The 25820-nt window shown below is 64.5% G+C and carries 21 protein-coding genes and 1 pseudogene; 7 read left to right on the top strand and 15 right to left on the bottom strand.

Annotation, left to right across the window (positions count from 1 at the left end; translation table 11 throughout):
- Positions 1–64 precede the first annotated feature (64 nt).
- The 8 genes from P6U29_RS15860 to P6U29_RS15825 all read right to left on the bottom strand — a co-directional run bounded on the left by P6U29_RS15860 (position 65) and on the right by P6U29_RS15825 (position 12187).
- On the bottom strand, positions 65–1564 hold the full coding sequence (locus P6U29_RS15860; protein ID WP_407118439.1) for a pyridoxal phosphate-dependent decarboxylase family protein: 1500 nt from the start codon (positions 1562–1564) through the stop codon (positions 65–67).
- Complete coding sequence (locus tag P6U29_RS15855; protein ID WP_407118438.1) at positions 1561–2814, bottom strand: hypothetical protein; 1254 nt, start codon at positions 2812–2814, stop codon at positions 1561–1563. The genes P6U29_RS15860 and P6U29_RS15855 overlap by 4 nt, the downstream gene beginning before the upstream one ends.
- Before the next feature lie 103 nt (positions 2815–2917).
- Entirely contained in the window at positions 2918–3688 is a 771-nt protein-coding gene (locus tag P6U29_RS15850; RefSeq protein ID WP_407118437.1) for a hypothetical protein, read from the bottom strand.
- Positions 3689–3758: 70 nt separating this feature from the next.
- Positions 3759–5642 carry a flagellar protein gene (locus P6U29_RS15845; RefSeq protein ID WP_407118436.1) on the bottom strand — a complete coding sequence of 628 codons (1884 nt, stop codon included), beginning with the start codon at positions 5640–5642 and terminating at the stop codon, positions 3759–3761.
- Between the two features lie 21 nt (positions 5643–5663).
- Positions 5664–7547, bottom strand: coding sequence for a flagellar hook-associated protein FlgK (flgK, locus tag P6U29_RS15840; protein WP_407118435.1), 1884 nt, complete (start codon positions 7545–7547; stop codon positions 5664–5666).
- Positions 7548–7582: 35 nt separating this feature from the next.
- The gene (locus tag P6U29_RS15835; RefSeq protein WP_407118434.1) at positions 7583–9847 is read right to left on the bottom strand and encodes a flagellar hook-basal body complex protein; all 2265 of its coding nucleotides are present in this window, start codon (positions 9845–9847) and stop codon (positions 7583–7585) included.
- Positions 9848–10117: 270 nt separating this feature from the next.
- A complete protein-coding gene (gene msrB / locus P6U29_RS15830) occupies positions 10118–10630 on the bottom strand; it encodes a peptide-methionine (R)-S-oxide reductase MsrB (RefSeq protein WP_407118433.1) in 513 nt (170 codons plus the stop codon).
- Between the two features lie 87 nt (positions 10631–10717).
- Complete coding sequence (locus P6U29_RS15825; protein WP_407118432.1) at positions 10718–12187, bottom strand: NAD(P)/FAD-dependent oxidoreductase; 1470 nt, start codon at positions 12185–12187, stop codon at positions 10718–10720.
- 224 nt (positions 12188–12411) lie between these two features.
- Here P6U29_RS15825 and P6U29_RS15820 point away from each other — a divergent pair, with 224 nt between their 5' ends.
- The 3 genes from P6U29_RS15820 to P6U29_RS15810 all read left to right on the top strand — a co-directional run bounded on the left by P6U29_RS15820 (position 12412) and on the right by P6U29_RS15810 (position 14127).
- Positions 12412–12948: a SixA phosphatase family protein gene (locus P6U29_RS15820; protein WP_407118431.1), complete on the top strand. Its 537-nt coding sequence runs from the start codon at positions 12412–12414 to the stop codon at positions 12946–12948.
- Positions 12949–13115: 167 nt separating this feature from the next.
- A complete protein-coding gene (locus P6U29_RS15815) occupies positions 13116–13541 on the top strand; it encodes a universal stress protein (protein WP_407118430.1) in 426 nt (141 codons plus the stop codon).
- A gap of 136 nt (positions 13542–13677) precedes the next feature.
- On the top strand, positions 13678–14127 hold the full coding sequence (locus tag P6U29_RS15810) for a hypothetical protein (protein WP_407118429.1): 450 nt from the start codon (positions 13678–13680) through the stop codon (positions 14125–14127).
- A gap of 791 nt (positions 14128–14918) precedes the next feature.
- Here the strand turns inward: P6U29_RS15810 and P6U29_RS15805 are convergent.
- The 3 genes and pseudogenes from P6U29_RS15805 to P6U29_RS15795 form a co-directional block, all read right to left on the bottom strand.
- Positions 14919–15197: pseudogene (locus tag P6U29_RS15805) on the bottom strand (transposase); the annotation flags it as partial.
- A gap of 229 nt (positions 15198–15426) precedes the next feature.
- The gene (locus P6U29_RS15800; RefSeq protein ID WP_407118428.1) at positions 15427–16011 is read right to left on the bottom strand and encodes a hypothetical protein; all 585 of its coding nucleotides are present in this window, start codon (positions 16009–16011) and stop codon (positions 15427–15429) included.
- Positions 16012–16274: 263 nt separating this feature from the next.
- Complete coding sequence (locus P6U29_RS15795; protein WP_407118427.1) at positions 16275–16463, bottom strand: DUF1127 domain-containing protein; 189 nt, start codon at positions 16461–16463, stop codon at positions 16275–16277.
- A gap of 234 nt (positions 16464–16697) precedes the next feature.
- Here P6U29_RS15795 and P6U29_RS15790 point away from each other — a divergent pair, with 234 nt between their 5' ends.
- The gene (locus P6U29_RS15790) at positions 16698–18041 is read left to right on the top strand and encodes a PLP-dependent aminotransferase family protein (protein ID WP_407118426.1); all 1344 of its coding nucleotides are present in this window, start codon (positions 16698–16700) and stop codon (positions 18039–18041) included.
- Between the two features lie 18 nt (positions 18042–18059).
- Here P6U29_RS15790 and P6U29_RS15785 read toward each other — a convergent pair whose 3' ends face one another.
- Positions 18060–18659, bottom strand: coding sequence for a YdcF family protein (locus P6U29_RS15785; protein WP_407118425.1), 600 nt, complete (start codon positions 18657–18659; stop codon positions 18060–18062).
- A 62-nt stretch (positions 18660–18721) separates the two neighbouring features.
- Entirely contained in the window at positions 18722–19312 is a 591-nt protein-coding gene (locus P6U29_RS15780) for a hypothetical protein (protein ID WP_407118424.1), read from the bottom strand.
- A gap of 56 nt (positions 19313–19368) precedes the next feature.
- On the opposite strand from P6U29_RS15780, the gene P6U29_RS15775 reads away from it, so the two are divergent.
- Complete coding sequence (locus P6U29_RS15775) at positions 19369–19803, top strand: hypothetical protein (protein WP_407118423.1); 435 nt, start codon at positions 19369–19371, stop codon at positions 19801–19803.
- A 4-nt stretch (positions 19804–19807) separates the two neighbouring features.
- Here P6U29_RS15775 and P6U29_RS15770 read toward each other — a convergent pair whose 3' ends face one another.
- Entirely contained in the window at positions 19808–22207 is a 2400-nt protein-coding gene (locus P6U29_RS15770) for an EAL domain-containing protein (protein WP_407118422.1), read from the bottom strand.
- A gap of 159 nt (positions 22208–22366) precedes the next feature.
- Between P6U29_RS15770 and P6U29_RS15765 the strand changes: the two genes are divergently transcribed.
- The gene (locus P6U29_RS15765; RefSeq protein ID WP_407118421.1) at positions 22367–23698 is read left to right on the top strand and encodes an MFS transporter; all 1332 of its coding nucleotides are present in this window, start codon (positions 22367–22369) and stop codon (positions 23696–23698) included.
- A 57-nt stretch (positions 23699–23755) separates the two neighbouring features.
- On the opposite strand, the gene P6U29_RS15760 is transcribed toward P6U29_RS15765, so the two are convergent.
- On the bottom strand, positions 23756–24262 hold the full coding sequence (locus P6U29_RS15760) for a ferritin-like domain-containing protein (protein WP_407118420.1): 507 nt from the start codon (positions 24260–24262) through the stop codon (positions 23756–23758).
- Positions 24263–24689: 427 nt separating this feature from the next.
- Here P6U29_RS15760 and P6U29_RS15755 point away from each other — a divergent pair, with 427 nt between their 5' ends.
- On the top strand, positions 24690–25772 hold the full coding sequence (locus P6U29_RS15755; protein WP_407118419.1) for a YbhN family protein: 1083 nt from the start codon (positions 24690–24692) through the stop codon (positions 25770–25772).
- The last annotated feature ends 48 nt before the right edge of the window (positions 25773–25820 follow it).

The following is a 25820-nucleotide window of genomic DNA, read 5'->3' as shown; positions in this document are numbered from 1 at the left end:
GCGCATCTGGAAGCAAAACGCCCCGGACCAGGTCCGGGGCGTTTTGCTTTGAGCGACCTTGATCTCACTGCGCCGCAAGCGGCGGCGCTTCGACTTCGATCACGCGTTCGCTGTTCCGCCGCGCACCGAACCGGAGCACGGCCGACACCAGCGCATCGATATCCGTCTCGTCGGTGCGGTGATTGACGATCGCGGCGCGGATCGCGAACTTGCCGTCCAGCGCCGTGCTCGACGGCGCTGCAATGCCGGACTCCTGGACGTCGGCAACAATCTCGCGGTTGACGGCGTCGTCGGCCCGATAGCGGAAGCAGACGATGTTGAGATTCACCGGCGCGAGCAGCTCGAGCCGCGGCTCGGCGAGCACGCGCGCCTCGAGATATTTCGCGAGCGCACAGCTCCGCGCGATCGCCGCGCCCAGCCGGTCGGTGCCGAACGTCCGCAGCGTGAACCAGGTCTTCAGGGCGCGGAAGCCGCGCGACAGGTCGGGGCCGAAATCGCAGGGCCAGACGCAACCTGCCGCAAGCCCCCTCGCCTCGCGCTGGAGATAGGCCGCCGGCTGCGCAAAAGCCTGCCGATGCCGTTCGCCGTCGCGCACGAGCAGGAAGCCCGCGTCGTAGGGCACCTGTCCCCATTTGTGGAAGTCGAGCGCGATGGAATCCGCAAGCTCGATGCCGTCCAGCAGGGGCGCGAGCTCCGGCGAAAGGATCGCGAGCGCGCCGAATGCGCCGTCGACGTGAAACCAGATCCCTTCCTCGCGGCATAGCGCGGCAACGGCCTTGAGATCGTCGATCGCACCGATATCGACCGTGCCGGCGGACGCCGTGACCAGGAACGGCTTGAACCCGACCTCGCGATCCGCGGCGATCTGCGCGCGCAGCGCGGCGACGTCGATGCGATGATCGGCATCGACGTCGATCTTGCGCAGCGCATCGGTGCCGAGACCCGCGATGTCCATCGCCCTGGAGATGCAGCCATGCGCCGCCTTCGATGCATAGGCCGTGAGCAGCGCGCCGTCATTGCCGACGCCGTGCTGCCGCGCCAGTGCGCCGAGCGCGCTCGTGCGCGCCACCAGCACCGCCATCAGATTGGCCATCGACGTGCCCGTGACGAAAATGCCGCTGGCGCCCGCGGGAAAGCCGAACAGATTGCGCATCCAGTCGACGATCTGCCGCTCGATCTCGATCGGCATGTGGTCGCGTCCGCCGAGATTGGCGTTGAGGCCGGCAGCGAGCATTTCGGCGAGCATGCCAACGGCGGTGCCGCCGCCATGCACCCAGCCCATGAAGCCGGGATGGACGTTGCCGGTCGCATAGGGTGCGACGTGCTCGGTGAATTCGCGATAGACCTCGGCAAGATCGGTCGGCTGGCGCGGCACGCCAGCCCTCGCGCTGGCGCGAACCTCGTCCGGAATCGGTTGCCAGACCGGGCGCGCACGAACGCCGGCGATGCCGTCGATCGCCTCGTCCAGCATGCGATGGGCGAGCGCACGAAACGTGCTCCAGTCCTGCGGATCGAGCGAGGTGCCGGCGACGGCGACTCTCGTGCTGCGGATGATCTCGTTCATGCTGCGCCCCCCTCCCTCGCCTTCGCATGCCGCGACAGCATTGCGGTGAACGCGGCAAAGATCTTGCGCATCTGCGGCGGCTTGTATGGAAAGACGTCAGGCGAATCCATGTTGTGCACGACGGCGGTGTTGTCCGCCTCAAACACCAGGAGTTCGCCGTTCTGGTTCTCGGCGCAATCGACGATGAAATAATCGAGGCCGACGCGCCTGCTCATCTCTGCGAGCGCAGGGCCATGGCGTGCTGCAAAGGCCTCGTCGAAGTGAAGCATGAAGACGGCTTCCTCCGCCCGCTTCTCCTCGCTGAACGCCATATAGGCGTTGAGATACCAGATGTCCCAGCGGTCGGCGATCGCCATGTGGCAGGCATAGGGCCGGCGGTCGACCATCGCGAGACGATATTTGCGATAGAGACCGTCAGGGCTCACATAGTCGACGAAGCGCGCGATGAAGAAGTCCTGCTCGTCGCGCCCGGCAACATAGGTTGCGAGCGCCGCCGCGTCGTCGAGCTTGGCGAGGCCGACGCCGGCATGCGAGCCGCGCGGCCGCGCGATCATCGGAAAGCGGAGCTCGCCCGCGATCTCAGTGCAAGCGATCCGCCCTTCCGACAAATCCGACAATTGCGCACGTGTGGCGTGCACCGTTGCAGGAATGTCGAGCCCGGGCACACCGGCCAGCAGCCGATGCAGCTTGTCGCGGTCGAGATTGGCGATGCGATCGGGGCGGTTGAGCAGCGGCCGCGGCAAGTTGGGCGCAGCCTTCTCGATTAGGGCGAGCGCATCGCGGCATTCCTCCGAATCCGAGGCGACGACGATAGCGACGTCGTGCTCCGGCAAGGTTGCCGGCAAGCCGACACCCTTGACCACGTAAAGCGTCAGCAGCTCGATGTCGGAGCCTTCGAGCAGGAATTCGATCGGCGTGTTGCCGCCCATGTCGATATCGGCGGCGAGCGCAAGCACGCGCAGGCTCGGCTTGGGTGCAGCGCTCGGCGTCCGAAACAACTGATGGAAGGACAGGATCTCCGATTGGATCGCAAGTCCCGCCGCCTTGTCGCCGAGCAGCTGGGTGATCAACGAAAGATCCAGCCCTTCGCCCGCCAGCGCAGTGCCCGCCGCGATCCGCGCCAGCAGCTGGTCGCGCATCGGATGCAGATCGACGCCCTCGAAGGCCCGCCGCGTCAGCTGCGCAAAGCCGATGCGGTCGGCATAATGGGGTGCGGTCAGCCCGATGGGTGCGGAAACGGATTGCGGCATGTCACACCTGGAAATTGGGCCTGTTAGGTTCGGCCGGGCCTGGCGCGGATCTCCGGCGCTCAGTGACGGACAGGCGGGATGCGCGGCGCTCATCCTGGATCGCTCACGACGCGGCGGGCGCCGGCGCGAATTGCGAGGCGATGTCGCCGTGGAACACCGACGGCCCGACGTGGTCGAGCGGGCTCTGAATGTCGGCCCAGATCTCGCCGCCGATGTCGGTCCAGCGCTTGCAGAAGGCGAAGTCCTCCGACAGATACGTGCCGGTCGCCGGATCGATCATGCATTCGAACAGCGCGAACCGGTTCGGGCTTGCCGCCAGCGTATCATGCGAATGTTCGCGGAAGAACTGCAGGCTCGCGTAGTCCGGGTGGCGGCACATCGCTTCCAGCACGTGACGCCGGATCATCAGAAAGCCGGTGCCGGCATAGCGCACGCGGGTGAATCCGTTGACCACGACGATGCGGTCGGGTTCCTCGATCCTGAGCACGTAGTCGAGCGAGGCCGCCGGCACGTCGGCGCGGCCTGACTGGATCGCACGCGCGGCCTTCTCCCAGTTCACCCGCTTGATCGGATAGCAGCCGGCGACGACGTCTGCGCCACATTCGATCAGCCGGCACACCTGCTCCGGCTTAAAGCCGATATCGGCATCGATGAACAGGAAATGCGTCGCCTGGGGGTCGTCTAGAAACATCGCGACAAGGTTGGCTCGCGCCCGGGTAATCAGGGCGTCACCGTCGCGCAGGAGAACCTTGAGCTCGAGATTGGACATGCCGTGCACGGCCCGCTGCAGCGCGAAAATCGAGCTCGCATAGATGCTCGACACCTGCCCGCCAAAGCAGGGCGTCGCGACCACCAGCTGCATCTTGTCCGACATCGACCGCTCCGCCCCCTGCAATCCTCACCAAGAGGTAAACAGGCCTGGTTAACGGCGTCTTAACGCACCCTTACAGGAACTTGACGAGCGAAAGCTGCGCCAGGTTCGAGGTCACCTGGTAGGACGCCTGCAGCGCGTTTTGGAGCGCCAGGATCTCGCTCGCGACCTGATCGGGCGAAGCCGATTCCGCCTGGTCGATGATGGTCTGGAGCTGCGCCTTGGCCTGGGTCTGGCGCGTGGTCGCGTCCTTCATCGTGTTCTGGGCCATCGCGATGTCGGTCTGGATGTCCTCGATGCGCTGCTGGCCGGGCTGCTGGGTCAGCGCCTGCGTCACCCGCAGACTCAACGCCGAGACCTGCCCGCCGGAATACTGCCCACCAGGCGTCGTCGAAAACGTCCCGAACACGGCGATCGCCTGCAACTGCCGGCGGATCGCGTCCTCGTTCGCCTGCGCGCCATACTGCACCGTGACGGAATCGTCGACCCTGGCGACCGCGGTCGACCGCGGCGAGCCTGGCCCGTCATTGCCGAGGTACCACTTCACGGTGGTGGCGGAGCCGTTGACCAGCGTCGTCGCCGAGCTCGCAGGCGAGGAGCCGACGCGCAGCGGTGGCTGCGTCGCCGTAATCGGAGACGAGGCAAAGCCGAGCGAAGTCAGCGCCGCGCCGTTCGGGCTCGAAATGTTCAGCGCGGCCGCATCGTCGGTGTTGATCGTGATCACGCCGCCATGAATGGTCGACGGCTTGGAGGTGCCCGTGATCTGGTCGATCTTGCTCATCAGGTTCTGGATGCTGTCGGTGACATTGAGCTGGTTGCCGGTCGCGCCCGAGGCCACGAAGGTCAGCGTGGTGCCGTTGACGGTAATGGTCTCGCCGGCGACGAAGCCCGGCGAGATCGAGTCCGAGGGGCTCGTACCGGACAGCGCCGTTGCACCGCTGATCGGTGCCGGTGGGACCGCCTGGTTGGTCTTAGGCGTGCCGATCGCAGAGCTCGCGGTGTTGAAGAAATTGTTGCCGGCGGTTACGGCCGACGCAGCCACAAGCGAGGTGTTGGCGAGCTTGGTGATCGCGGTGTTCAGCGCGGTGTTGAGGTTGGCGGCGGTGTTGTTCGGGTTGACCGGGACGCTCGCATCGATCGCGAAGCTGCCGAGCGGCGTCGGCGTCGCCGTCGATGCGGTCAGGTCGATCTGCTCGGTGGTGCCGTCCGGCAGGGTGAACTGGACGCTCAGCTTGTCGCCGTTGTTCGGATTGACGCCGTTGAGATCGACCGAGAACGACACCGGCGAACCGCTTGGGCCTGTCACGGTCGCGCCCGTGAGCGTCGAGGACACCGCCTTGATCTTGAGCCCGAACGGCGATCCGGCGACGTCCTCGGACACCTGCACCGAGCTCGGCGTCGGCTGCGTCTGGACCAGCCGCCCCATACCGTTGGCCCCTAAGTCGGCCGCCTGGCGCTCCGCCATGACGGTCTTGAAGCCCGCCTGCGTCGTGGTGCCGTTGATGATGTCGCCGGCATTCGCGACCGGCTGCGTGTTGACCGCTGTGCCCGAGAACAGGTAGCGGTTGCCGGACTGCGTGTTCAGCACGCCGACCATCGAGCCGAACTGGGCTGCGGCCGTGTTCTGCGCGACCGTCTGGCCGTTGACGTTGAGGTCCTGCGCCGTGCTGGCCGAGCCGGTCTGCGTGTTGGTGCGGATCGTCGTCAACGACTGCAGCGCGGTGTTGGCGAGGTTGATGCTGACGTTGACGTTGGTGATCGTGTCGGTGTAGGCGGCGATGTTGGAGAGCTGCGCGCGCCCGGCGATCGCAAAGCCCTCGTTGGTGCCCATGCCGGAATAGATCTGCGACACCTTGCCAGTCGAGAGCTGCGTCGACAGGTCGGTGAGCTGCTGATTGATGTTGCGGATCTGCGCGCCGAGAATCGACGAAGAGTAGTTGATGCTGCTGATCGACATCTTTCAGAGCCCTGTTACTTGTTACACTTGAGCCTGGAGCAACGTGTTCATCATGCTCTGCACCACCGACATGACGTGGGCGTTGGCGGCATAGGCATTCTGAAGCTGGATCAGGTTCGACATCTCCGTGTCCAGATTGACTTTGGAGGTCGAGTCGAACTTCGCCTGGAGCGTCGAGACTACGACGCTCTGGCCTTGCTGGAGCTGGGTCGCCTGGGTCGCGGCGTTGGCCTGCACGCTCAGGAACTGCTGGAGGTAGTTCGAGACGCTGCCGGTGAAGGGCTGGCTCGCCGAGCCGAGGCCGCTCTCCGGCGAATAGGAGAACACCGCATTGGTGAGCTGCGAATAGAGATAGTCCGAGCGCGTGGTGTCGCCCCCCGGCGTCACCGGCGAGGTGTTGTAGACCGACAGCCGGGTCGGATCGGAAACCAGCTGGGTGTTCACGGCGATGCGCCCGGCAAGGCCGGTCATCTGGGAGCCCGACGCCGTGATCGCACCGGTGTAGAGCGACTGTCCACCATCGGTGAACACCGCCAGCTGCGGATTGCCCGAGGTCAGCGACGAGATCGTCTTGGTGGTCGAGGCCGAATTGATCTTGGCAAGGCCGGTGTTGTCGTCGGTCACCCGCAGCGTCGTGGCGGACGCCGGCGACGGGGCGGCGGAGAACGACAGATGCGTGCCTGATAACGCGGTGTTGAGTGCAGCGGCGATCGCTCCCATGCCGCCGGAGAAGTTGACGCCGATCCGCATCGGGTTGGCGTTCGTCGCATTTTGGAGCGGCAGCGCGGCCGGGTCGGTCACGTTGATGAGCGTGATCTGGCGCTGCGTGTTGGTCGCGGTGTCGGTGTAGGTGATGTTGACTGTGTTGCCCGGCTGCGCGCCGGCAAGATCGAGATCGAATCCAGCCGGCGGGCCGGAGACCGTGCTGCCGGCCGTGGTCTTGTCAGACAGCGCGCTCGCCATCGTGGCGGCGAGCTGGTCGATCTGGTTCTGCGCCTGCACCAGCGTCTGGTCGCGCAGCTTCAGGTCGGCCGCGATCTGGCCGGAAGACACCACGTTGTTGGCGACGACGTCGACCTGCGAGCCGTTCGGCAGCTTGATGTTGAACGCGCCGACGCCGGACTTGGCCGGATCGATGTTGTAGAGCGAGGTCGCCGACAATGCGCCGGCGGAGGCAAAGGAGAATTCCGAGGCGAGCCCGGCGCCGACGAGCTGAATACCAGTCGTGGTGTAGATGTTGGCCTGGTTGGAATTGTCGGTGGTGACGCGGACGTCGACATATTTCGACAGCGTGTTGATGGCCTGGTCGCGCTGATCCATCAGCGTGGCGGCCGACGGATCGTTGGCCGACAGGCCCTGGAGCTTGGTATTGATATCCGCGATCTGCTTCATCGCCGCGTTGGCGGCTTGCGCCGAGTTGCCGAGATCCTGCTCGACATTGGAGCGCAGCGATTGGATGCCCTTGGTGGTGACGTTGAGCTGTTGCGCCAAGGTCTGCGCCGCGCCGAGCGCGACGGTCTGCGCAGAGGACGCGCCCGAGCTGGTCGACAACGCCTGGAGCGCCGTGGTGAATTTGTTCAGCGCGCTTTCGAGCGTGCCGTCGTTGCCGGGCGTGCCGTAGACATTCTGAAGCTGCTTCAGGATGTTGGCCATCTGGTCGGCGTAACCGCTGCCGCCGGTCTCGGTCCGAAGCTGGTTCAGCACATAGCTGTCGAGCTCGCGGCTGACGCCGGTTGTCATCGCCGTCGAGCCGAAATCGCCGGTGGTGACCTCGATCTGGTTCGGCGTCTGGACGACGTAACCCGGCGTCTGCGAATTCGCGACGTTCGAGGAGACGATCGAGAGCGCGGCCTGGTTGGCACGCAGGCCGCTCATCGCACTGGCGAGGGCTGAACTCAAACCCATATCACTGACCCGCCTTTGGTTACGTTACGCGCCGATCAGCGCAACACGTTGAGGAGGTCCTGCACCATCGAATTCGCGGTCGTGATCACCTTGGTGTTGGCCGAATAGGCCTGCTGGGTCACGATCAGCTTGGTGAACTCGTCGGCGATGTCGGTGTTGGATCCCTCCAGCGACGAACCGCTGATGGTGCCCGAGGCGCCGTCGATGGCGTCTCCCGACTGTTCAGTCGCGGCATAGGCGCCGCCATCGAGCGCCTTCAGATAATTGGTGCCGTTGAAATGCGACAGCTGCACCTGGGCGAGGTTGAGATTCTGGCCGTTCGAGAACGTCCCGACCACGGTCCCGTTGTTGTTGACGGCGACCGAGCGGAGCTGACCGGCGGCATAGCCGTTCTGGGTGATGGTGTTGATGGTCACCGCGCCGCTGGTGCTGGCATATTGCGTCAGCCCGCCGGAGGAGATGTTGAAGGCGACCGAGCCGAGCGACTGGCCGCTGACGGTGACGTTGTTGATGGTGATGCCGGAGCCGCTCGGCGACGTCAGCGAGCCATCGGCGGCAAAGGTGAAGGTCTGGCCGGTGTTCACCCAGCCGACGGTCGTGCCGGTCGCGTTCGGATCGGTCTGGTAGAACAGGTTCCAGCTATCGGAATGACCCGCGCCCAGCGAGGCGCTGTCGGTCTTGGCCCAGCGCAATTGCAGATTCACCGGCGTGCCGGCGGCATTGTACGCGGTCACGGCGCCGCCGCTGATCGATTCCTTGGTGAAGGTGGCGATGTCGTTGCCGATCACGCCGCCGGTGCCGGCGGTGCCGCCACCGTCGCGATTCTTGGTGATCGTCGAGGTGAAGCCGAGCGCGGCAAAGGCAGCGCTATTCGAGCTGGACACCGTGAGGTTGGAGACGGTGCCGGTGTTCAGCGTGATCACGCCACCGCTGCTGACCGACGACCCCGACGCGCCCGAGAGCGCGTCGATCTTGCCGAGCAGGGTCGTGATATTGTCGGTAATGTTGATCTGGTTCGGACCCGAGGCACCCGAGGCGACGAAGGTCAGCGTCTGACCGTTGACGGTGATCGTGTCGGCGGGCGGACCCGCCGAAAAGCCTGACGTAAGCACCTGGGCGCCGCCGGCGGTCGCGGTGCCGCTCAGCACCGTCGCGCCCGAGATCGGGGGCGAGGACAGCACGTTGCCGCCGCGCGTGATGCTGCTGATGCCGAGCGCCGTAGCTGCCTGGCCGCTGCCGATCGCCACGTCGGTGCCGGTTCCGGTCGAGATGACGATGTTGCCGCTGGCATTCAGCGAAGCAGTGACACCGGCACCGCCGGCAGTCTGGATCGCGTTCAGGATGTCGGACACTCTTGCGGTGGTGCCCGCTCCGAGACCAATTGCGGTGCCGCCAAGGCCATCCGGCGTGACGGTAGTGCTGGTATCGAAAACGATGTTATGACCATTGATCACCAGCGTCTGCCCGGCCAGCTGACCGAGGATGCTGGAGGCGAGGTGCGTGACTGCGGTGCCATCCAACGACGTCGTCCCGGACGCCACGGCCGACGAGTTGTTCTGGAGCCCAACCGTGCCCGTCGCCGAGGTCGACGAATAGGCCGAGCGGACGTTGCCGGTTGCAGCCGCGCCTGACACCGTTGCGTTGGCATAGGGCGCCGGCGGCGTGCCGACCGGCAGCGGATTGGCGGCGAAGTCGGACGGGTTCAATCCGCCGGCCGCCAGCAGCGTGCCGCTCGACGCGGTCGTTTTCGCCACGGTGTTCGGCTGGGTCGGCAGGTTTGCCGCGTATTGGATCGAGGTGGTCGCCTGCGCCGGAATGAAGTTGTTCTGGAATTGCAGGACGTTCGCCACGCTGCCGGTCGGGTTGCCGGTCTTCGGATCGACCGTGACGCCCATCAAGTAATAGCCGGCGCCGTTGACCAGATTGCCGTTGGCATTGAGCTGGAAGTCGCCGCGCCGGGTGTAATAGGTGACACCGTTGAACACCGGCTGGTTGTCGACGATGCTGGTCGCTTTCTGGATCGAGAAGAAGCCATCGCCGGTGATCGCCATGTTGGTGGCGACGGTGGAAGAGGAGATCGTGCCTTGCGTGGTGATGGTCGCCTTGGCGTTGGCCGTCACGCCGCCTGCGACCTGCTTGCTCGGCACCGAGGCATCCGGAATGAGATCGACGAAGCTGGTGCCGATGCCCTTGTAGCCGGTGGTGGATGAGTTCGCGATGTTGCCGGAAATGTTCTGCAGCGCGTAGGACTGCGCCTGCAGGCCACCCACCGAGGTGTTCATTGCATCGAAGATACCCATAACTTTGTCTCCACATCCGATCTCGGCGGCCGGTCGACCATGGCCGCAGTCGGAAGAGACAGTCGCAAGGCCTATGCCAATGCGGGTATCCTCAGGAAATCAATGGCTTAAACGGACGTGCCCCAGTCGGATGACTGGGGCACAATTGCCGGGCCGGCAACAATTGCCGGGGGCACGATGTCATTCCGGGGCGATGCGTCAGCATCGAATCCGGAACCTCGAGATTCCGGGTTCGGTCCTGCGGACCGCCCCGGAATGACGTTCCAAAGATCACGTCGCCGACGCCGCAGCCGGGTGGAAGACCAGCCCGAAACCGTCGATGCAGTAGCGCAAGCCCGTCGGCTTCGGACCGTCGTCGAAGACATGGCCGAGATGGCCGCCGCAACGGCGGCAATGCACCTCCGTGCGGACCATGCCATAGGTGCGGTCGTCGGTCTTGCCGACATTGCCCTCGATCGGAGCATAGAAGCTCGGCCAGCCCGTCCCGCTCTCGAACTTGGCCTCGGACGAAAACAGCGGCAGGTCGCAGCCAGCGCAGGCGAAGATGCCTTTGCGGTGCTCCTTCAAGAGCGGGCTGGAGCCGGGCCGCTCAGTGCCATGATTGCGCAGGATCTCGTATTGCTGCGGCGTGAGCTGGGCACGCCATTCAGCCTCGGTCTTCGTGATCTCGAATTTTTGCGCGGCCTTCTCGCCGGCCTCAGCCGGAGAAGCTCTCAGCCAGCGCAAGGCCGAAAGTCCAAACAGGCCGGCGACAGTGGTCAAAAGGATGCGGCGGTCAAACATCTCATTCTCCTTGCGCGGGGAGCTCACGCCCTGAGATACGGGCTCTGACGGCCGACGTTACACCTCCGGGCGGGATTTTTCTTGGGCTTATTGCGAGACGCCGACGTCGTGCGAGGCCGGTTCTCTGCCCTGCTCTGTGTCTTGAGGCGCAGATTTCGGCGGCAAAGCCGGTCGCGGCCGAACGCCGTCCGGGAGACGGCGTGGACCGGTGCCGGCAGCCCGGTTGGCTTCGGCGAGGCGTGCCTCGCGTTCCCTGTCCTTGATCCTGGCACGCTCTCGATAACGGGCGAGCGAGCCTGCGGCGGCGGAGCTCGCCCTGCCCCAAATCCCGACCAGCTGGCCGGCGACGCGCCCCGTGGCGCCGCCCGCCCAGACCAGCTCGAACGGTGAGAACAGCTTCCAGCGGTCATCGCCCCACAAGATACTTCGCGCGATCATCTGTCCGGCCATGGCGGAGGTGTTCATGCCCTGGCGGCCGAACCCGCTCGCCACCCACAGGCCTTTGCGCAGCTGACCGATCTGCGGCATGCCGTGCACAGTCTGGCCGGTGGCGCCGCCGAACATCTCGGTGATCTCGACATTGCCGAGTTCGGGAAAAATCGTGCGGATCCGCCGCCTGACAGCGCCGGCGAAGCGCTGCGGACGCGCCGCCCAGGTGGTCTCCGGGCTTTCCCACATCAGCCGGTCGCCATCGACGATCCGGAAATGATCGACGCCGTCGGAATCCATCACGGATCCCTTGAAGGCGATGATCTCGTGCAGGCGCTCGCCAAGCGGCGCAGTGATGCCGGCATAGCGCCAGACCGGCAGCAGCGTTTCCGACAGACGCTTCAAGGGCGCGCCGAGATGGACGTTGCCGGCGAGCACGATGTGCGTCGCGCGCAGCCGCGCCGAGGGCGTGACGATGCGCTTGCGGATGCCGGAATGATCCATGCTGACCACCGGCGTGTCCCCGAAGATGCGGGCGCCCGCCCGCCGCGCCAGCGCCGCAAGGCCGTGCACATATTTCCGGCCGTCGACCTGGAACGCCTTGGGGTAATACACGCCGTGAAAGTAGCGATCGGTCTTGAGAACCTGGCGGACGCGATCGACCTGCCAGCCCTCGACCTCGGTATCGAAATCCTCGTTCAACATCTGCAACCGGCTGATCAGCCGGTCGCCGGCATCGACGTTGGAGACTTCCAGCACGCCTTCGCGAAGGCCAATCCCCGCCATGTTCTCTTCCGTGACGTTGGCACGGACGAACTCGGCACCCTCCTTCGACAGCGTCCACAATTCGCGCGCATCCTCGAAGCCGATGCGCTCGATCAGGTCGGTGAGCGGCAGCGCAAAGCCCGGCATCACGGTGCCGAGCTGGTTGCCGGAGGCGTTCCAGCCGACATGCCGGCCCTCGAGCACTGCGACACTGGCTCCGAGCCGGGCGGCTTGCAGCGCGATAGAAAGCCCGGCAAGCCCCGCTCCGATCACACAAATGTCGGCATCGAGATCGAACGACAGCCGCGCGCGGTCGCGAAAGCCGGCTTCTTCCTGGGACACGCTTGTGGAAGTCTCGCTCATGCAGTTTTCTTAGAGCATGATCCGGAGAAGTGTGCAGCGGTTTTCTATGGCGACAAACCCGGAAATCGGATTTGTGCCGAGATCATGCTCAAAACAAAAACTTAAAGCGCGATGAGGGTTTGCCCTAATCTCATCGCGCTTTAAAGGACTGTGCGGGCGCTTGTCACCTTGTCCGCAACAGGCGCCGGTAGATTATCCTGGACACGTAACGATTCGAGAATGCCATGCGCCGTTTGATGCTGCTGCGTCACGCCAAGACCGAGACCGACGCACCGAGCGGCCGTGACCAGGACCGCCGGCTCGACGACCGCGGCCACAGGGATGCCGCGCAGATGGGCGACTGGATCGCCTCCCATCCGCCCTTCCCCGATACCGTGCTGGTGTCGCACGCCGTGCGGGCCCGGCAGACCTGGGACATCGCCTGGCAGGCGATGAAGGACCGCGTCCCGGCGCCGCAGGTCGAAATCCTGCCGGAACTCTATGGCGCCGATCCCGCGCAGATCCTGGAATCCATTCGCACTGCAACCGCCCCGGCCGATCCGAAGCGATTGCTGCTGATCGGGCACAATCCCGGCATGCACGAGATCGCCCTAATGCTGATCGGCGGCGGCGATCCTGATGGCGCCGAGGCGCTCGCCGGCAACCTGCCCACCGCAGGGCTTGCGATCTTCGACTTTAACGTCAAGGATTGGGAGGACGTGGCCTACCGCCGCGGCAAGCTGGTGCTGTTCGTCAGCCCCAAGCTGCTTCGATCGGCCTGAGACGCGCGGGCGCCGTCTCGACCGGTTGGTCAGCTTGGCGTTTTCGAGCGAAGTGGACACCGGTTCGCGTAAAGAAAACGCGTCCAAACAGGAAGCTCGAGCCCCGTTCCGATTCCATCGAAACGGAAATGGCTCTAGACTTCCTGACTGGAAGACTGGAGGCGCAGATGTTCAAGTCCATTCTCGTGCCCATCGATCTCGCCGACACCGATCTCGCCAAGCCGGCGATCGCGACCGCGGCGACGTTGTCGCAGACCTGGAGCGGCACGGTGCGCCTGCTCAACGTACTGCCGATGACGCCGGTGATGCTGGCTGAATACGTGCCGGCCGATTTCGACGAGCAGCAGCGTCAGACCTCGGAAGAAGCCCTCGCCATCGTCGCGCGCGAATCCGGCATCGAGCGTTCTCGCATCTCCAGCGTGGTGCGCCAGGGCGGCATCTATCACGAGATCCTGGAGGAAGCCGCGCACATGAAGGCCGACCTCATCGTGATGACTTCGCACCGGCCGGCGATGCGCACCTATTTCCTCGGCTCCAACGCCGGGCACGTCGTCCGCTACGCCAAATGCTCCGTGCTGGTGGTCAGGCACTGAGGGTTGGATCAATTCCCTTGTAGCCCGGGTGAGCGAAGCGACACCCGGGGCCGCTCACGGTGAGAGTCCCGGATATCGCTTCGCTCATCCGGGCTCCGGCTAACCACCTTAGCGTCCACTGACTCGGAGCAATGTCGTGAAGCAATGGTGGCGGAAATGGACCTACGAGGTCCCGCTCGCGATCGGTGATGCGCTATGGGAGGTGCTGGTCGTGCAACTCGCCGCGCTGCTGGACAGGCCGACGGCGCGGAAGGTGATCGCCTTCATCCCTGTCGCGATTCTCGTGCTGGCCTACTACCACAGGATTCCGATTCCGCCGGAACTGATGCTGGTCGGCGACTTCCTCGCCTACATTGATATCTTCTCGGTGCTGATCCTGCTCGGCGTGCTGAGCCGCGTCACGACCATCCTGTTCGTCGTCAAACAGGCCGCAGCGTGCATCGCCGCGCTCGCGGGCGCTGTCGCTGCGCACCTGCCGCGGCATCGGCGTCAACGCCGCGCCGCTATAAGGGCTCGCTTCAAGCCCAACCGTTTCGAAGACGATCGAGCTCTCGACAGACCGTGGGACCAGGTCGCAATCGCCTGATCCACAGGCCCGTAGCCCCGGGTGAGCGAAGCGACACCCAGGACAGCTCGTGCCGCGAATCCCGGATGTCGCTTCGCTCATCCGGGCTACAAGGCCTTGTGTTGCCCGGGACGGGCAAAACACACGAGCGGTGGGTCAACGCACGCCGCGAAATATTCAGCTTTACCGAAATTCAGAAATGGCGCATATTCGCGCCAACCTGGCCCAAGGAAGAGGGACGTATCGCGATCGTCACGAACGCGGGCCGGGCGGCGGTGGACGCAGGTCGCGTCGGCGCGAAGGGTTTTGCAGGGCAGGCAACTGTGAGCAAGGCCGTCGCGCATACGACCGGTGTGATTTGCGTACGGCAAAATCGTGTGGTCCTGGCGCCCGGGGTCTGTGCGCCAAGTCTTGCGGTGATGTGTGTTGCCCGACCGGGCGCGCCCATCAGCCATCCGCAAGGCGACGGGGCAATAGTGCATCGCTCCCCGCGGGAGAGCGCGACATAAGCCGTCAAACCACTGCGCAGGGAAGGCCGGCATGTCCTGGCTTCACCAGTATGCCGCTGTGCAGATTTCCTGACTGCGAACCTCGCACGGTGGACCGCGGGTGCCAGCCGGCTCCCGGCCTTCCCCATAGGCGTTAAGGTAGCGCGAGCATCGATTGATACGGACGTTTTCGAGGAGGCTCGCGCAGGTGCCGCCCAAGCGCTCGCTTTCTGCGGCGGAAGCAACGGATGGTTGGTTGTGGAATGATCGCTTGTAGCAAGGATGCAACGAGTTGTTGCAAAACACGCCAAGCGCCAGGTGCCGTCAGGCGGCCTGCATCCAGCGGGGAGAGTCCTCGAAGTCGCGGGCAAGCGGCTCGAGCAGCAGGATGATCAAGAGGTGTGCCAGCAAGTAGGGCTTGGCGGAGCGCGGATCGGTTCCAGGTGGCGTCTTGAGACCAATCAGCCTCTTCAGTCGCTTGAAGCCAAGTTCGATGCGCCATCGCAGTCGATAGAGCGCGAGTACATCCTTGGTGGAGAACTCGTCCCGTGCGAGCGACGTGACCAGAATGACCCGGCTTCCAGAGTTTCTTTGGAGATGACGCGGTTTTCGTCTTGTGCGTCGCGCCGGGCTTTACGACGCGAAGCCGCGACTGCACCGGCGGGCTTCTTGACTGCGACCAGACGCATAGCCAGAGGCGCACCGTCCTTGCGTTTGATCCAAATCCTCCGATCGATCAGTCCGTGCGCCTTCGCCGCACGCAATTGGGCCATCAGATCGAACGGAAGGCCTTTGCCATCAAGCCAACGTGCGTTCTTCCAGCCCGCTCGGATCAAAACGTCTGCCCCGGCGTCGCGGACAGCGGCGATGCGGTCAGGTTGCAGATAAGCGCGGTCAGCAATGCGGATCTGTTCTTGACCACCGGTATCCGGTCAAACGTTTCGCCCTCTTGCTGATCTGTCAGCTCGAAGTGACCAAAGCGCTCATATGGCAGATCGAATGCACTATGAACGCGCCAAAGCTCACTGTTCCTGCGCGCAGCCGGTCCTGCCTGAGGCACTGTCGTCGCATCGATAATGCGGATCAGGCGGCCTCGGCTCGCCTTCGGGGCTGCCGCAGCCAGCAAGCCCTCCACCAGCACTGCAAACCAATCGCCACATTGACGCAGGCGATAGAACAACGCCACGCTGCTGAGGTCGGCAAGGCCAACAGAAGCGGCCCACGCGGCTGTCGATCTCAACCCTCTTTCACCCAGACAATAGGCCAGCATCAGCCGAAGTAACGACACCGCATCTGGAATTTGGCGCCGCCGCACGAAAGCCTTCGTCTGGCGCGCACTTATTTCAAGCTGCGCAGCCCCGCCGAGCTGCGCAACCACTCTCGTCCAGTCCTCGTTCAGAAGCGATTCGTCTGCCATCCCGCCTTGGAATCACGTGTGATTCCAACACTCAAGAACAAACTTAACGCCTGTGCGGCCTTCCCTGCGCCCTTGTGTCCCCGAAATCTGCCAGAATGTGGCAACGGGCGGTTGGATCAGAACCGCCCGTTGCCGGCGCAGCGCCTCGGCGGTGCGCAGCAGAGCCGCGGCCCATGCATCAGCCAGCTCTGCGGCCTCCTCGGTCCCGGCTCTACGCAGCAGCGCAAGAGCGCTGCAGCGCGTCCGGGACACGGGAGTGGACTTTACAAATACCGCGACAGCTCGGTCTTGAACTGCCCGTACACCGCATCCTCGATCTGGCTGCGCGTGATGCCGATGTCGCGCAAGGCGCGGTCGTCGAGCTCGTTCAGCGTCTTGACGGCGGAGCGGCGCTCGAGGCGGTTGAACAACGCAGAAGCGCCATGGGCGAGCGCAGTGAAAAATCCGCTCATTGAGGATGGGCGTAAACTCCGCCCGGCAGTTTGCGAGATCGTGGTCATTTTTCTTCTCCGGCCTGTCGTCCCGCGCGGCGAAGCAGGTGCCGTTGGCGCGGACGCTGTCAGCGCCTGCACCTCATTTGCCGTCGGATTGCTCTCGCTCCCCTCGGCTCAATCGCGGAACTTGATGGAACTTAAATGCTCCAGTACACTCCTCGGAGCAAGTAAAACATTGCTCTCGGTGCAATAATGTCCAAGTTCGAATACGTGAAGCTTGCCGATGCCATTGCAGTCGATATCGCTAACGGCACGTTAAGGCCCGGCGACCGGCTGCCGCCGCAACGCAATTTTGCCTATGACCGTGGCATTGCGGTCTCGACCGCCAGCCGGGTTTATACGGAGCTGCTCCGCCGCGGCCTCGTGGTCGGCGAGGTCGGCCGCGGCACCTTCATCTCTGGCGACATCAGGCGCGAGGTCGAGACGCTGAGCGAGCCGGCCGACGCGCGCATCAATTTCGAGGTCAATTATCCGCTATTGCCGCAGCAATGGGCGATGATCGCCAAGAGCCTTGCCGGGCTGGAGCGCGTCGACGCGCTCGAATCCGCACTGCGCGTCTCGACCAGCACCGGCACCAAGAGCGCGCGCAATGCGGCTGCCGCCTATCTCGCGCGCAAGGATTTTACGCCGCAGGCCGAGCAGATCGTCTTCACCGCCAACGGCAAGCAATCGCTCGCGGCCGCGCTCGCGGCGCTCGTTCCGACCGGCGGCCGCTGCGGCGTCGAGGCGCTGACCTATCCATACGTCAAGAGCATTGCCGCGCGGCTGGGCGTGACGCTGGTGCCGATCCCGATGGACGAATTCGGCGCGCGACCCGACGCGATCCAGAAGGCACATCGCGAGGCGCATCTGTCGGCGCTGTATCTCCAGCCCATCATCCAGAATCCGCTCGGCGTCACCATGAACGCGACGCGGCGCGCAGACATCATGCGCATCGCCGAGAAGCTCGATCTCACCATCATCGAGGATGCCGTCTATGGCTTCCTCGCCGATGACACGCCGCTGGCGGCGCTCGGGCCGAACCGCTGCATCGTGATCGACAGCCTGTCCAAGAAGGTCGCGCCGGGCCTTGCGCTCGGCATCCTCGTCGCGCCGCCTCACTTGCGCGAAAGCGTGATGAGTGCGGTCCGCACCGGTGGCTGGATCGCCTCCGGCCACGCACTGGCGGCCGGACAGCGGCTGATGGCCGACGGCACCGTCGCCGAGCTGACCCGGCTCAAGCGCATCGACGCGGCGCGCCGCCAGCAGACCGCCGCGAGGCTGCTCGCCGGCTACCAGCTCGCCGCCGACGCGCGCTCTTATCATCTCTGGCTGACGCTGCCGCCGCACTGGCGCTCGCAGACCTTCGTCGCCGCGGCCGCAAGGCGCGGCATCGCGCTAACGCCGTCCTCGACCTTCGCGATCGCGCATGGACATGCACCGAACGCGGTGCGACTCGCCCTCGCCCCGCCCTCGCCCGAGCAGCTCGATTCCGGCCTGCGCACCATCGTCTCGCTGCTCGGCACCAAGGAAGAGGATTTTGATTCGACGGAGTAGCATACGACCTCGCGCTGCTCAGGGCCCCGGCCATTCCGCAATGAAGCCCCGCGCTATGTAAGGCTCGATCTTGTCCCATTCGTGCAGGACACGACGGCGGAACTCGTCATCCGTGTGCCAAAGCGCGCGCGGCGTCGCGAAGCTATCGACAGTGAGCAGCATCTTGTCGACCTCCGGCCAGTGCCGGTGCAACGTCATCGGATAGCGGCGTGCGGTCCAGGTATTGCCGAGACAGATCACGCTTCGAATATTTTGCAGTCCGAGCGCCGCATCGATGATCGGCAAGGAGAAAATCACGTTCTCGCCGGTGTTCATCGCGCGATGCTCTTCGAGGATAAGGTTCGCCGGAACGCCCGCCGCGGCCATCGCCGCCTTGATGATCGTGCACTCGGATTGCTCCGAGCCCGGCGTCACGCCGCCGCTGACAATCGACCAGCGGAACAGGCCCTCCCGCCACAGCCTTGCAGCGGTGTCGGCGCGCAAGCCCACGTCCTCGCGGGTGCCGAACATGAACAACAGGTCGGCCGGTCGGAGCGGCGTATCGATCAGATGTGTGCGGTTGATCTCTACGATCTCATCTGCCGTCGGCAGACGAGTGCTGCGGTCCATGACTGACATGATCGCAAGATGCGATGCCGGCGCCAAAGCGCGAAGTCAACTTTGATTGCGGTCGATTGCAGCTAAGGCAGCAAGGCCTTCGGCACGCGATCAAAACTGTAGCTCCGCGGCTGGTTGCGCCGGACGAAGCCACCGATCTGCCAGGCGAACAGCGCGGCAAAGCCGAGGATGAACAGCACGCCGGCGAATTCGCCGATCAGAAGCGCGCGGATCAACAGCCCCGCCATTGCCACCGCCAGCAGCGCGAGCAATGCCAGCACCGCTGCATAGGTCTTGCGGCCGAGGCCTGCGGTCAATTCCGCGCGGCTGCCCGCTTTCGCCATCCGCGCATGGAGCTCGATGAGAAAATCGCGAAAGCCGTTGTCCTGCGGCGCCATCAGGGCCGCGGTCTGCCAGCTCGTCGACAGGATCGCGATGCAGCCACCGCCAGCGCGGCTGACATCGGCGCGAAAGCGGTGCTGCTGCATCGAGACGGGGCGGAACGACAGCCGGATCGCCGAGATCTCGTCGTAGCGCCACAGCGAGGAGCGTCCACCGATATGCCAGGACAGTCCCTCCTCCGTCAGCTCGAAGCGATGCGCCGAGCCGATCAGCGAGGCCTTGTAGGCGTAGCTCGTGGCCGAACCAGCTTCAGCTCCCCGCATATCGATCATTGATCCCATTCGCGATCGGCTTGCGCGATCGCCCTCGCCCATCCTACAAGCGAGGCATGGCTGAGACGACCTTTTTTCCGCGCCACCTGATTCTCGGCGCCGCAATGATCTCCGGCGTGCTGCTCGCGCTCGCGGTGCACATGCTGGGCGCGCGCTACGGGCTCGACCTCGGCGGGCTCTGGCGCTCCGACACGCATGAGTTCATGCCGGCCGGCGCCGCGATCGCGTGGTGGCTGATCGCCACGGTCGGCTTCTCCGGCGGCTATTTCACGGCGAGCCTGATGCAGAGTGCGGTCTCCGGGCAGATCCCGCAGCGGATGCGGCAATTCCTGATCGCGGTCGCCGTGCTCCTGCTTGCGGGAGCGGGCCAGGCGGCCTCGGCGCCGAGCCCGATCCCAACCGTCTCGGGCGTGCTCGCCGGGCTCGCCGCCCTATGCCTCGGTGCCGTGATGGCGTTCTGCGGCGCGCATTTCGCGCTGCGCCGCGGCTGATCCTTCAGGCCGATGCGCGCAGCCGCGGGCGGTCCAGCATCATCGCCACGTCGGACGCCGGCCGCGGCTTGCTGAACAGATAGCCCTGCGCCTGGGTGCAGCCCTCGCGCCGGAGCAGCTCGAGCTGCGCGTCGTTCTCCACGCCTTCCGCCGTGGTGACGATGCCGAGGCTGCGACCGAGGCCGGTCACGGCGCGGATGATCGCCATGGAATCCTCGCGCGTCGCCAGCTCCGACACGAACGAGCGGTCGATCTTGATCTTGTCGAACGGGAAGCTGCGCAAATAGCTCAGCGAGGAATAGCCGGTGCCGAAATCATCCAGCGAGATTCGCAGGCCCATGGCGCGCAGCTCGTGCAGGGTCGTCAACGTCGCCTCGCTGTTCTGGAGCAGCACCGATTCGGTGATCTCGAGCTCGAGGCGGCGCGCTTCAAGCCCCGAAGCGGTCAGCGCTTCGGTCACGGACGCAATCAGGTGCGGGCTCTTGAACTGCACCGGCGACAAATTGACGGCGACATCGACATCGTCGGGCCAGGTGGCTGCGTCGGTGCAGGCCGAGCGCAGCACGAACTCGCCGAGCTGAACGATGAGCCCGGTCTCCTCGGCGAGCGGAACGAAGCTGATGGGCGCGACCAGCCCGCGCTGCGGATGGTTCCAGCGCAACAGCGCCTCGAAGGCAACGACGCGACCGCTGGCGACGTCACGGATCGGCTGATAGTAGACCTGAAACTCGTCGCGTTGCAGCGCCGCGCGCAGATCCATTTCCAACAGACGCCGCGCTTGAGCGCGCGCGTCCATGCCGGTTTCGAAGAAGCGATACGTGCCGCGGCCATCCGCCTTGGCGCGATAGAGCGCAAGATCGGCGTTCTTCAACAGCTCGTCCGGATTGCTGCCGTCCTGCGGCGACAGCGAGATGCCGATCGAGACGCCGATCACGATCTGATGGTCGTCGATCTCGTAAGGCGCCGAGATCACCTCGACGAGGCGGCCGGCAAGGGACCTCGCAGCGGTCTCATCGGAACGTCCGATCTGGACCACCGCGAACTCGTCGCCACCGAGCCGCGCCACGGTGTCGTTCTCGCCGACGGTCGCCTTCAACCTGCGGCCAACCTCCTTGAGCAGCGCATCGCCGATGGGATGGCCGAGCGAGTCGTTGATGTCCTTGAAGTGATCGAGATCGAGACAAAGCACAGCGAGCTGGTCGCCCGACTTGGTCCGACGCAGCCCCTGCTCCAGCTCTTCGTGGAACAGCACTCGGTTCGGCAGGCTGGTCAGCGCATCATGGCGGGCCATGTGCGAAATCTTGGCCTGCGCCTCCAGCCATTCGGTGATGTCCTCGAAGGTGGCCACCCAGCCGCCGCCCTGCATCGGCTGGTTGACGACCCGGATGGAGCGGCCGAACCGGTTGACGAGGTCGGTCGTGGTGCGGCCCTCGCGTGCGTCGGCGATGAGGCGCGCGAAGAATTCATCGGCGTCGCCCTGCCACTGGCCCTTGGCCTGCTCTTCCCTGAGCACGTCGACCAGTAGCCGACCGGTGAGCAGGATGTCGGTACGACCGAGCATCGCGGCATAGCGCTCGTTGAACAGGATGATCTTGCCGTCCGCATCGAACATGCACAGCCCCTGCGACATGTTCTCCAGCGCGCTGTCCAACACGATCTGCTGGCGGCCCAATTCGCCCTTGGCGCGGCGGTCGAGCAGCGCGGCGATCAATGCGATCACGATGATCGCAACTGCAGCACTCGCGGTCAAAACCGACAGCGATGTGGGAGGGATCGAGAGTCCACTGATCGCCAATGTCGGATCTGGCGTCAACTGCACGGCGCCCATAGCGGTGAAATGATGCGAGACGATGGCTACCGTCAGCAGCACCGCGGCGCCGAGCGCGCCGGACAAGCTGTCGCGCCGTCCAGCGACATGGAGTGCGAGTGCACCGAAGACCAGCCCAAGCAGGATCGACACGGCCACGGTGCCGGCGGCCCAGCTGACGCGCGCAGGGATCTCGAGGGCCATCATGCCGGTATAGTGCATCGCCGCCACCCCGCCTCCGACAATCGCCCCGCCGAGGGCGACGAGGCTGGGTTGGATGGCCGAGACCGCAACACTCAAGCCGACAAACGTGACGGCGATGGCGAAGATCAGCGATAGCAGCGTCACCGGCACGTTATAGGCGCCGGCCGCGCCCGGCCCGTACGCCAGCATGGCGATGAAATGCGTCGCCCAAATGCCGCAGCCGGCAACGACTGCGTCGAGCGTTAACCATACTAGGCGGCCCGATCCTTGCGTTGCGCGCGCCCGGTGAAACAGGCTGATCGCGGCTGTGCTGGCGAGCAGGCACACCGCGCCGCCAAGCGCGACCAACCGCCAGTCATGTTCGTCAGTCAGACAGTAAAGGACCTGATACATGAGCATTCCCCAAGCCTGCCATCAGCAGTGCGGGGAAGTGGTGGATTTTGAGTAACGGAGGATGACTGCCGTTCCGGATGGTGAACAGGAACTTCCAAAATCAACCGATCGTTGCGGGTCAAAAAGCGTTCGTCCCCTTTTTTCAACGCCGGATGAGCCATGCCATTCCAATCAACCTTGCCGCGCGCGCATGTCAGCCGCGCCGGCTGCACAGGGAACGTGCATGGTTGCTTCGAGTTGGCTGCCGGGACCTACATCCAAGGGTTAGGTATGGCAACGAAGCACTACTCTACTGCCTCACACAGCAGGTCGGAGTTCGGCAAGCCGACGAGTCTTGCAATCGTCGCCGGTCTGATCGGCGTGCTGTTCGCAGGCAGCACCGTGGTGACGCCGCTCTATGTGATCTACGAGCGACAGTTCGGCTTCTCGCAGATCACGCTGACGCTCATCTACGCGGCCTATGTGATCGGCAATCTGGCTGCGCTGCTGATATTCGGGCGCATCTCCGACCAGATCGGCCGCCGCCGGACAGCCCTAACCGCAATGGTCATCGCCATCATCGGCGCACTGGTGTTCCTGTTCGCGCACGGCATCGCCGCGCTCTATGTCGGGCGCGTGCTGAGCGGGCTGGCGATCGGCATCGGCGCCGCAACTGGCACGGCCTGGCTTTCGGAGCTGATCGCAGAGACCGACAAATCCCGCGCCACTGTCGTTGCGACGGCTGCAAATTTCGCGGGCCTCGGTATCGGCGCGCTGATCGCGGGGCTGCTCGCCGACTACGCGCCACATCCGCTGCGGATGCCCTTCATCGTCTATCTGGCGGCGCTCCTGCTCACTGCCATCCTTCTTGCCTTTGCCAGCGAGACGGTTCCGCGGCCACTCGATGCGCTGATGCGGATTTCGGTCCGTCCGCGCGCGGCGGTACCTCCCGCCATTCGCGCCGCATTCGTCGCGCCGGCGGTGACGGGCTTCGGCGCGATGGCGCTGGTGGCGTTCTTTGCCGCGCTGGTGCCGAGCGTGCTCGCCAACGAGCTGCACGAGACCAGCCACGCCATCGCAGGGGCAGTCTTCCTTGAACTCGCCGCAGTGGTGGCCATCGTCATCGCGCTGACGCGCTCGCTCTCGAGCCGCACGGCCATGCTCTGCTCCCTCGGCCTCATGCTGCCGAGCGTGGCATTGATCGTCGCCGCACAATTTCAGGCCTCGGTGGCGCTGATGATCACGGCAACCGCGCTGTGCGGCGTCGCGGTGGGACTGGGTTATCGCGGCAGCCTGCAGGTGGTGAACCAGATCGCGCCGGAGGATCGTCGCGGGGAAGTCGTCTCGGCCTATTTCATCTGCGGCTTTCTCGGCAACGCCCTGCCTGTGATCGGCATCGGCGTGATCTCGACGCTGGCAAACCCGCGTCTTGCGAGCCTTGTCTTCGCCGTGATGATCGCGGCCTTTGCTGTGATCGCGCTCGGCTTCGGCCTCAAATATTCGGACCGCTGACTGTCGAACGCCGCGCTGACGGCGCGGCGTTCTCGACATCGCCCCGGTACATTCGCCTCAGCTCGCCGCGCGCAGATTCACTTTGCTCTCGGCCAGCGCCGTCAGCTTCTTGTCGGTCGCCTTTTCTTCCTCGAGCGTCTTGGCGAGCACCGCCGCACAGTCGCTGCGGCCGAGCTGCTTGGCCCAGGCGATCAGGCTGCCGTAGCGGACGATCTCGTAATGTTCGGCGGCCTGCGCCGCATTGATCAGGGCCGCATCCAGCACCGCCTTGTCCGCAACCTCACCGGCAGTCTCGTCGGCTTCCTCGATGATGCCGTCGATGGCTGGGCAGTCGACCGCCTTCACGGCGACGCCGTGCATTTTGAACACTTCTTCGAGGCGTGCGACGTGCTGGTTGGTTTCCTCAAGGTGCGTCAAAAAGCCCTGTTTCAGCTGCGGATCGGTGGCCCTGCTTGCCATCTTCGGCAGCGCCTTGGTGAGCTGCTGCTCGGCATAATAGATGTCCTGGAGCTGATGCACGAACAGGTCGTTCATGGTTTTGATGTCCTTTGTGAACAGTCCCATCGTTCCGGTCCTCTCGGTTTCGGGAACACGGAGGCGCCGGCTTGCACGAAAAGCCGCATATTCCGCCATGTTCGATTGCTGATCGAGCCTAACGAGCATGCGGCATCGACGTTCCAAAAAGGCCGATGACCGCTTGCGCTGGAACAATGCGAACAATGCCAAGATTTGAAATCATGCTGGCACACCAAGCGCGCGAGAGGAGCCGGTTTCACGACTCATATGCTTAACGCGCATCCGATGTGAACCGCGTATGACAAAAGTGGCCGGTCCAATGCAGAACCTATTGTTGTCAAGGGCTGCACAAGCCGCTGTTTTTGCCTTAAATGAGCTGGATCATGCCTAGCGATCGATGCTTGCCTTTGGCCGTGATCGCGCCCGACCGGCCAATGCCTGGCCCGGTCGTCTTTGCCCCCCGCCGGGAGGATGAATGCACGGACTGCTGCCCGCGCTGAAGCGCGGCTTCAAGAGATGGATCGGCTGGCGACGGCTCGGAATTGCCGCGAGCGTCTTCATCATCGCCTTCGCGATCACAACGCTGGTGCGGACCCTCAAGGGCATCGATACCGGGGTCATCCTGACCGCATTGACCGAGATTCCCCGCGGCAGTATCGGGCTGGCGGCAATCTGCGTCTTCTTTGCGTTCTGTACGCTGACCTTCTACGACTTTTTTGCGCTGCGAACGATCGGCAAGAAGCACGTGCCCTATCGCATCGCGGCGCTCTCCAGCTTCACGTCCTACTCGATCGGCCACAATATCGGCGCCACCGTCTTCACCGGCGGGGCAATCCGCTTCCGGATCTATTCGGACTACGGGCTGAACGCGATCGACGTCGCGAAGATCTGCTTCCTGTCAGGCCTGACCTTCTGGCTCGGTAACATCTTCGTGCTCTCGATCGGCATGGCCATCCATCCGGATGCCGCCTCCGCGATGGACCAGCTGCCCGCGTCGCTGAACCGCCTGATCGCGCTCGGCGGCCTCGCCTCGATCGGCGCTTATCTGGTCTGGCTCTGCATGGGCGAAAAGCGGCGCGAGCTTGGCCAGAAAGGCTGGAAGGTGGTGCTGCCGTCGGCACCGCTGACATTGGTGCAGATCCTGATCGGCGTGGTCGATCTCGGCTTCTGCGCCACCGCCATGTACCTCTTGATGCCGGCCAACCCGCCGATCGACTTCATGTCGCTCGCCGTAGTGTTCATTCTGGCGACCCTGATCGGCTTTGCCAGCCACGCGCCCGGCTCGATTGGCGTGTTCGATGCAGCCATGCTGGTGGCGCTGCCGGAATTCGGCCGCGAACAGCTGCTGGCGACGCTGCTGGTGTTCCGTCTTCTCTATTTCGTGATCCCGTTCGCCCTTGCCATCTCCATCATGGGCGCGCGCGAGCTCTGGATGAATGTGGTCGAGCCCTGGCAGGAACGACGGCGGCTGGCGGAGGCCTGCGCGCAGGCCAACCTGCCCAAGCAGGTGACGACCATGGAACGTGAGCGGTCGCTGCGCCAAGCCGCCAAGCGCTAGGTCTCCCCTGAGACAAAGGTTGCGGGCGGGTGAGCAATGCTCTCTTAT

Source organism: Bradyrhizobium sp. LMG 9283, assembly GCF_045571415.1.
GTDB lineage: Bacteria > Pseudomonadota > Alphaproteobacteria > Rhizobiales > Xanthobacteraceae > Bradyrhizobium.
This window is presented reverse-complemented; position numbering and strand designations above follow the sequence as displayed.

What these genes read in the sequence shown, in the direction of transcription:
- P6U29_RS15860 (WP_407118439.1), bottom strand. Translation starts at nt 1,564, where the DNA reads ATGAACGAGATCATCCGCAGCACGAGAGTCGCCGTCGCCGGCACCTCG.
- P6U29_RS15855 (WP_407118438.1), bottom strand. Translation starts at nt 2,814, where the DNA reads ATGCCGCAATCCGTTTCCGCACCCATCGGGCTGACCGCACCCCATTAT.
- P6U29_RS15850 (WP_407118437.1), bottom strand. Translation starts at nt 3,688, where the DNA reads ATGTCGGACAAGATGCAGCTGGTGGTCGCGACGCCCTGCTTTGGCGGG.
- P6U29_RS15845 (WP_407118436.1), bottom strand. Translation starts at nt 5,642, where the DNA reads ATGTCGATCAGCAGCATCAACTACTCTTCGTCGATTCTCGGCGCGCAG.
- flgK (WP_407118435.1), bottom strand. Translation starts at nt 7,547, where the DNA reads ATGGGTTTGAGTTCAGCCCTCGCCAGTGCGATGAGCGGCCTGCGTGCC.
- P6U29_RS15835 (WP_407118434.1), bottom strand. Translation starts at nt 9,847, where the DNA reads ATGGGTATCTTCGATGCAATGAACACCTCGGTGGGTGGCCTGCAGGCG.
- msrB (WP_407118433.1), bottom strand. Translation starts at nt 10,630, where the DNA reads ATGTTTGACCGCCGCATCCTTTTGACCACTGTCGCCGGCCTGTTTGGA.
- P6U29_RS15825 (WP_407118432.1), bottom strand. Translation starts at nt 12,187, where the DNA reads ATGAGCGAGACTTCCACAAGCGTGTCCCAGGAAGAAGCCGGCTTTCGC.
- P6U29_RS15820 (WP_407118431.1), top strand. Translation starts at nt 12,412, where the DNA reads ATGCGCCGTTTGATGCTGCTGCGTCACGCCAAGACCGAGACCGACGCA.
- P6U29_RS15815 (WP_407118430.1), top strand. Translation starts at nt 13,116, where the DNA reads ATGTTCAAGTCCATTCTCGTGCCCATCGATCTCGCCGACACCGATCTC.
- P6U29_RS15800 (WP_407118428.1), bottom strand. Translation starts at nt 16,011, where the DNA reads ATGGCAGACGAATCGCTTCTGAACGAGGACTGGACGAGAGTGGTTGCG.
- P6U29_RS15795 (WP_407118427.1), bottom strand. Translation starts at nt 16,463, where the DNA reads ATGAGCGGATTTTTCACTGCGCTCGCCCATGGCGCTTCTGCGTTGTTC.
- P6U29_RS15790 (WP_407118426.1), top strand. Translation starts at nt 16,698, where the DNA reads ATGTCCAAGTTCGAATACGTGAAGCTTGCCGATGCCATTGCAGTCGAT.
- P6U29_RS15785 (WP_407118425.1), bottom strand. Translation starts at nt 18,659, where the DNA reads ATGTCAGTCATGGACCGCAGCACTCGTCTGCCGACGGCAGATGAGATC.
- P6U29_RS15780 (WP_407118424.1), bottom strand. Translation starts at nt 19,312, where the DNA reads ATGATCGATATGCGGGGAGCTGAAGCTGGTTCGGCCACGAGCTACGCC.
- P6U29_RS15775 (WP_407118423.1), top strand. Translation starts at nt 19,369, where the DNA reads ATGGCTGAGACGACCTTTTTTCCGCGCCACCTGATTCTCGGCGCCGCA.
- P6U29_RS15770 (WP_407118422.1), bottom strand. Translation starts at nt 22,207, where the DNA reads ATGTATCAGGTCCTTTACTGTCTGACTGACGAACATGACTGGCGGTTG.
- P6U29_RS15765 (WP_407118421.1), top strand. Translation starts at nt 22,367, where the DNA reads ATGCCATTCCAATCAACCTTGCCGCGCGCGCATGTCAGCCGCGCCGGC.
- P6U29_RS15760 (WP_407118420.1), bottom strand. Translation starts at nt 24,262, where the DNA reads ATGGGACTGTTCACAAAGGACATCAAAACCATGAACGACCTGTTCGTG.
- P6U29_RS15755 (WP_407118419.1), top strand. Translation starts at nt 24,690, where the DNA reads ATGCACGGACTGCTGCCCGCGCTGAAGCGCGGCTTCAAGAGATGGATC.